Below are 5,368 nucleotides of genomic sequence, written 5' to 3'. Positions count from 1 at the left end.
TAAAAAACAAAAGACCCTTACTAGTTTTAGTAAGGGTCTTCAAAAAAGGCGGCGACCTACTCTTCCACAAGTGCAGTACCATCGGCGCAAACGGGCTTAACTTCTCTGTTCGGAAAGGTAAGAGGTGAGCCCCGTCGCTATAACCACCTTAAACTGTTTCGGTCGTTTAGACCGTATATAATAACATATCGAAAAAAGTCACATGATCATTGTACCTATAAAAAGAGCGGCGTACAATAAGCCTATGGGTTATTAGTACTACTCGGCTATGACATTACTGCCTTTACACCTGTAGCCTATCAACGTGGTCATCTTCCACGACCCTTTAAAGAAATCTCATCTTGTGGTGGGTTTCGCGCTTATATGCTTTCAGCGCTTATCCCTTCCGAACGTAGCTACCCTGCAATGCCCCTGGCGGAACAACAGGTACACTAGAGGTTCGTCCAACTCGGTCCTCTCGTACTAGAGTCAGATCCACTCAAATTTCTAACGCCCACAGTAGATAGAGACCGAACTGTCTCACGACGTTCTGAACCCAGCTCGCGTGCCACTTTAATGGGCGAACAGCCCAACCCTTGGGACCTTCTCCAGCCCCAGGATGTGACGAGCCGACATCGAGGTGCCAAACCCCCCCGTCGATGTGAGCTCTTGGGGGAGATCAGCCTGTTATCCCCGGAGTACCTTTTATCCTTTGAGCGATGGCCCTTCCATGCGGAACCACCGGATCACTATGCTCTACTTTCGTACCTGATCGACCTGTATGTCTCTCAGTCAAGCCCCCTTATGCCATTGCACTCTACGCACGGTTACCAAGCGTGCTGAGGGAACCTTTAGAAGCCTCCGTTACTCTTTTGGAGGCGACCACCCCAGTCAAACTACCCACCAAGCACTGTCCTTCGCAAGAAGTTAGACTCTAGATAAGCAAAGGGTGGTATTTCAACAATGACTCCACAACGCCTGGCGACGCCACTTCAAAGTCTCCCACCTATCCTACACATTACTTATCCAAAGCCAATACTAAGCTATAGTAAAGGTTCACGGGGTCTTTTCGTCCCACTGCGGGTAATCGGCATCTTCACCGATACTACAATTTCACCGAGCTCATGGCTGAGACAGTGTCCAGATCGTTACACCATTCGTGCAGGTCGGAACTTACCCGACAAGGAATTTCGCTACCTTAGGACCGTTATAGTTACGGCCGCCGTTTACTGGGGCTTCATTTGAGATCTTCGAAGTAAACTTCTAAACCCTCCACTTAACCTTCCAGCACCGGGCAGGTGTCAGGCCCTATACATCATCTTTCGATTTAGCAGAGCCCTGTGTTTTTGATAAACAGTCGCCTGGACCTTTTCACTGCGGCCCATCCGGAGATGGGCGACGCTTCTCCCGAAGTTACGCGTCTATTTTGCCTAGTTCCTTAGCCATGAATCTCTCGAGCACCTTAGAATTCTCATCCCAACTACCTGTGTCGGTTTACGGTACGGGCTGCTTCACTCGCTTTTCTTGGAACCTCCTTCGCTACATTATCACCTTGGCCGTAGCCTCAGTGTACTATCGCTTGCGCTTCAACGTACTATTCCGTCAGTACGCAGTAACCACGGAGATCCGTCACTTTTAGTGTGAGCAGGTACGGGAATATTAACCCGTTGTCCATCCACTACCCCTTTCGGGTTCGCGTTAGGTCCCGACTAACCCTCAGCTGATTAGCATAGCTGAGGAAACCTTAGTCTTTCGGTGTGCGGGTTTCTCGCCCGCATTATCGTTACTTATGCCTACATTTTCTTTTGTAGCTTCTCCAGCATACCTCGCAGTACACCTTCGACGACACTACAATGCTCCCCTACCACTTTTACAAGTCCATAGCTTCGGTAGTATGTTTATGCCCGATTATTATCCATGCCGAACCGCTCGACTAGTGAGCTGTTACGCACTCTTTAAATGAATGGCTGCTTCCAAGCCAACATCCTAGCTGTCTAAGCAGTTCAACCTCGTTTATTCAACTTAACATACATTTGGGGACCTTAGCTGATGGTCTGGGTTCTTTCCCTCTCGGACATGGACCTTAGCACCCATGCCCTCACTGCTGATCATCATTTTATAGCATTCGGAGTTTGTCAGGAATTGGTAGGCGGTGAAGCCCCCGCATCCAATCAGTAGCTCTACCTCTATAAAACTAAATCAACGCTGCACCTAAATGCATTTCGGGGAGTACGAGCTATTTCCGAGTTTGATTGGCCTTTCACCCCTACCCACAGGTCATCCGAAGACTTTTCAACGTCAACCGGTTCGGGCCTCCACTATGTGTTACCACAGCTTCACCCTGCCCATGGGTAGATCACACGGTTTCGCGTCTACCACTACTAACTAAGCGCCCTATTCAGACTCGCTTTCGCTACGGATCCGCACCTGAAGTGCTTAACCTTGCTAGCAACGGTAACTCGTAGGCTCATTATGCAAAAGGCACGCCGTCACGGATAAATCCGCTCCGACCGCTTGTAAGCGTATGGTTTCAGGTTCTATTTCACTCCCTTATTCAGGGTTCTTTTCACCTTTCCCTCACGGTACTAGTTCACTATCGGTCTCTCAGGAGTATTTAGCCTTATCGGATGGTCCCGACAAATTCATACAGGGTTACACGTGCCCCGCACTACTCAGGATACTGCTATCTTACTAATCTTTACCTATACCGGGCTATCACCGTCTCTGGCCTGTCTTTCCAAACAGTTCTAGTTCATTATAGCTCGAATATCGCAGTCCTACAACCCCAACATTGCCGTAACAATATTGGTTTGGGCTAATCCGCGTTCGCTCGCCACTACTAGCGGAATCACTTTTGTTTTCTTCTCCTCCGGGTACTTAGATGTTTCAGTTCTCCGGGTTCGCCTCCTTTCGGATAACATGTCTTCAACATGCTGGGTTGCCCCATTCGGATATCTGCGGATCGATTTGTATGTGCCAATCCCCGCAGCTTTTCGCAGCTTATCACGTCCTTCATCGCCTCTGAGAGCCTAGGCATTCCCCATACGCTCTTATTTAGCTTATTGTACTTTTGTCTTTTTAATGAGTTATAATTGCTCGTTACAATTATTTCGTTTTATTAAATATTTCTATCTAATTATCATGTATCTTTTTTCAATATGTCAATGAACTTTCTGACCTTTCGGCCTTGTGGAGAATACCGGAGTCGAACCGGTGACCTCCTGCGTGCAAGGCAGGCGCTCTAGCCAGCTGAGCTAATTCCCCATATACTAGTAGTTAGTACATAGTAGTTAGTAGTTTACCAAACTACCCTCTCAACTTCTAGAATTTCCTTTAATTAGTAGTCTCAGGCAGACTCGAACTGCCGACCTCTACATTATCAGTGTAGCGCTCTAACCAGCTGAGCTATGAGACTCTACTTAATTATTGATATCTTAAATTAACAGCAAGAGAATAAAACCACTTATTTCCTTTTTTTGATAGCTTCCTATCAGTCGTCTTTCTCTAGAAAGGAGGTGTTCCAGCCGCACCTTCCGGTACGGCTACCTTGTTACGACTTAGCCCTAGTTACCGATTTTACCCTAGGCCGCTCCTTGCGGTGACGGACTTCAGGCACTCCCAGCTTCCATGGCTTGACGGGCGGTGTGTACAAGGCCCGGGAACGTATTCACCGGATCATGGCTGATATCCGATTACTAGCGATTCCAGCTTCACGGAGTCGAGTTGCAGACTCCGATCCGAACTGAGATATAGTTTGTAGATTCGCTCCTTCTCGCGAAGTGGCTGCTCATTGTCTATACCATTGTAGCACGTGTGTAGCCCAGGACGTAAGGGCCGTGATGATTTGACGTCATCCCCACCTTCCTCACGGTTTGCACCGGCAGTCTTGCTAGAGTTCCCATCTTTACATGCTGGCAACTAACAACAGGGGTTGCGCTCGTTATAGGACTTAACCTGACACCTCACGGCACGAGCTGACGACAACCATGCAGCACCTTGTAGATAGTCCGAAGAAATAAGCATCTCTGCCTAATGCAATCTACATTTAAGCCCTGGTAAGGTTCCTCGCGTATCATCGAATTAAACCACATGCTCCACCGCTTGTGCGGGCCCCCGTCAATTCCTTTGAGTTTCATTCTTGCGAACGTACTCCCCAGGTGGGTCACTTATCACTTTCGCTTAGCCACTCAGACCGAAATCCGAACAGCTAGTGACCATCGTTTACGGCGTGGACTACCGGGGTATCTAATCCCGTTCGCTCCCCACGCTTTCGTCCATCAGTGTCAATATATTGTTAGTGATCTGCCTTCGCAATCGGTATTCTATGTAATATCTATGCATTTCACCGCTACACTACATATTCTAACCACTTCACAATAATTCAAGACTAGCAGTATCAAAGGCAGTTCTACAGTTGAGCTGCAGGCTTTCACCTCTGACTTACTAATCCACCTACGGACCCTTTAAACCCAATGATTCCGGATAACGCTTGCATCCTCCGTATTACCGCGGCTGCTGGCACGGAGTTAGCCGATGCTTATTCTTACGGTACCGTCAGCCACCTACACGTAGGTGGGTTTCTTCCCGTATAAAAGCAGTTTACAACCCATAGGGCAGTCTTCCTGCACGCGGCATGGCTGGATCAGGCTTTCGCCCATTGTCCAATATTCCTCACTGCTGCCTCCCGTAGGAGTCTGGTCCGTGTCTCAGTACCAGTGTGGGGGATCCCCCTCTCAGGGCCCCTATCTATCGTTGCCATGGTGTGCCGTTACCACACCATCTAGCTAATAGAACGCATACTCATCTCTTACCGCCGAAGCTTTAATCTAAATAACATGCGAAATTTAGATACTATGGGGTATTATTCTTCGTTTCCAAAGGCTATCCCCCAGTAAAAGGCAGATTGTATACGCGTTACGCACCCGTGCGCCACTCGTCAGCAAAAAAGCAAGCTTTTTCCTGTTACCGTTCGACTTGCATGTGTTAGGCCTGCCGCTAGCGTTCATCCTGAGCCAGGATCAAACTCTTCATCGTTAAATTTTTAAGTCCTAAGACTTATTCTCTTAACAACCAATAGGAATTCTCTCAGTACTCTAAATGATCTATTCTCTTGTTATTTTCAACCGTTTCCGGTTGAAATTTACGCTGTCAATTCAATATGTTAATGAACTTCTTTTTTCTGCCAAAATCACCCTTTAGCGTTTTAGCGGGTGCAAATATAAAACCCTTTTTTTATTCCCACAACATCTTTTGAAAAAAAATTAAATTTATTTTTTATGATGCCGTTTTATGAGAATGAACATACCCAAACTCGTCGCATTGTGTCCGTTTAGGGGCTGCAAATATAAAACCCTTTTACTTACAACCAAATACTTTTTAACCTTTTATT

2 tRNA genes and 3 rRNA genes are annotated in these 5,368 nt (G+C 47.1%); all 5 read right to left on the bottom strand.

Annotated elements, in window-relative coordinates:
• Positions 1-43: 43 nt before the first annotated feature.
• A 5S ribosomal RNA gene (rrf, locus tag ACXAFS_RS15250) occupies positions 44-151 on the bottom strand.
• Positions 152-232: 81 nt separating this feature from the next.
• Positions 233-3,044, bottom strand: a 23S ribosomal RNA gene (locus ACXAFS_RS15245).
• A gap of 125 nt (positions 3,045-3,169) precedes the next feature.
• Positions 3,170-3,243, bottom strand: a tRNA-Ala gene (locus ACXAFS_RS15240).
• A 77-nt stretch (positions 3,244-3,320) separates the two neighbouring features.
• A tRNA-Ile gene (locus ACXAFS_RS15235) sits at positions 3,321-3,394 on the bottom strand.
• Positions 3,395-3,487: 93 nt separating this feature from the next.
• A 16S ribosomal RNA gene (locus ACXAFS_RS15230) occupies positions 3,488-5,013 on the bottom strand.
• Together the 16S, 23S and 5S rRNA genes with 2 tRNA genes alongside form the textbook arrangement of a ribosomal RNA operon.
• Positions 5,014-5,368: the final 355 nt, after the last annotated feature.

The sequence above is a fragment of the Winogradskyella sp. ABM4_392 genome (assembly GCF_056160445.1).
This window is presented reverse-complemented; position numbering and strand designations above follow the sequence as displayed.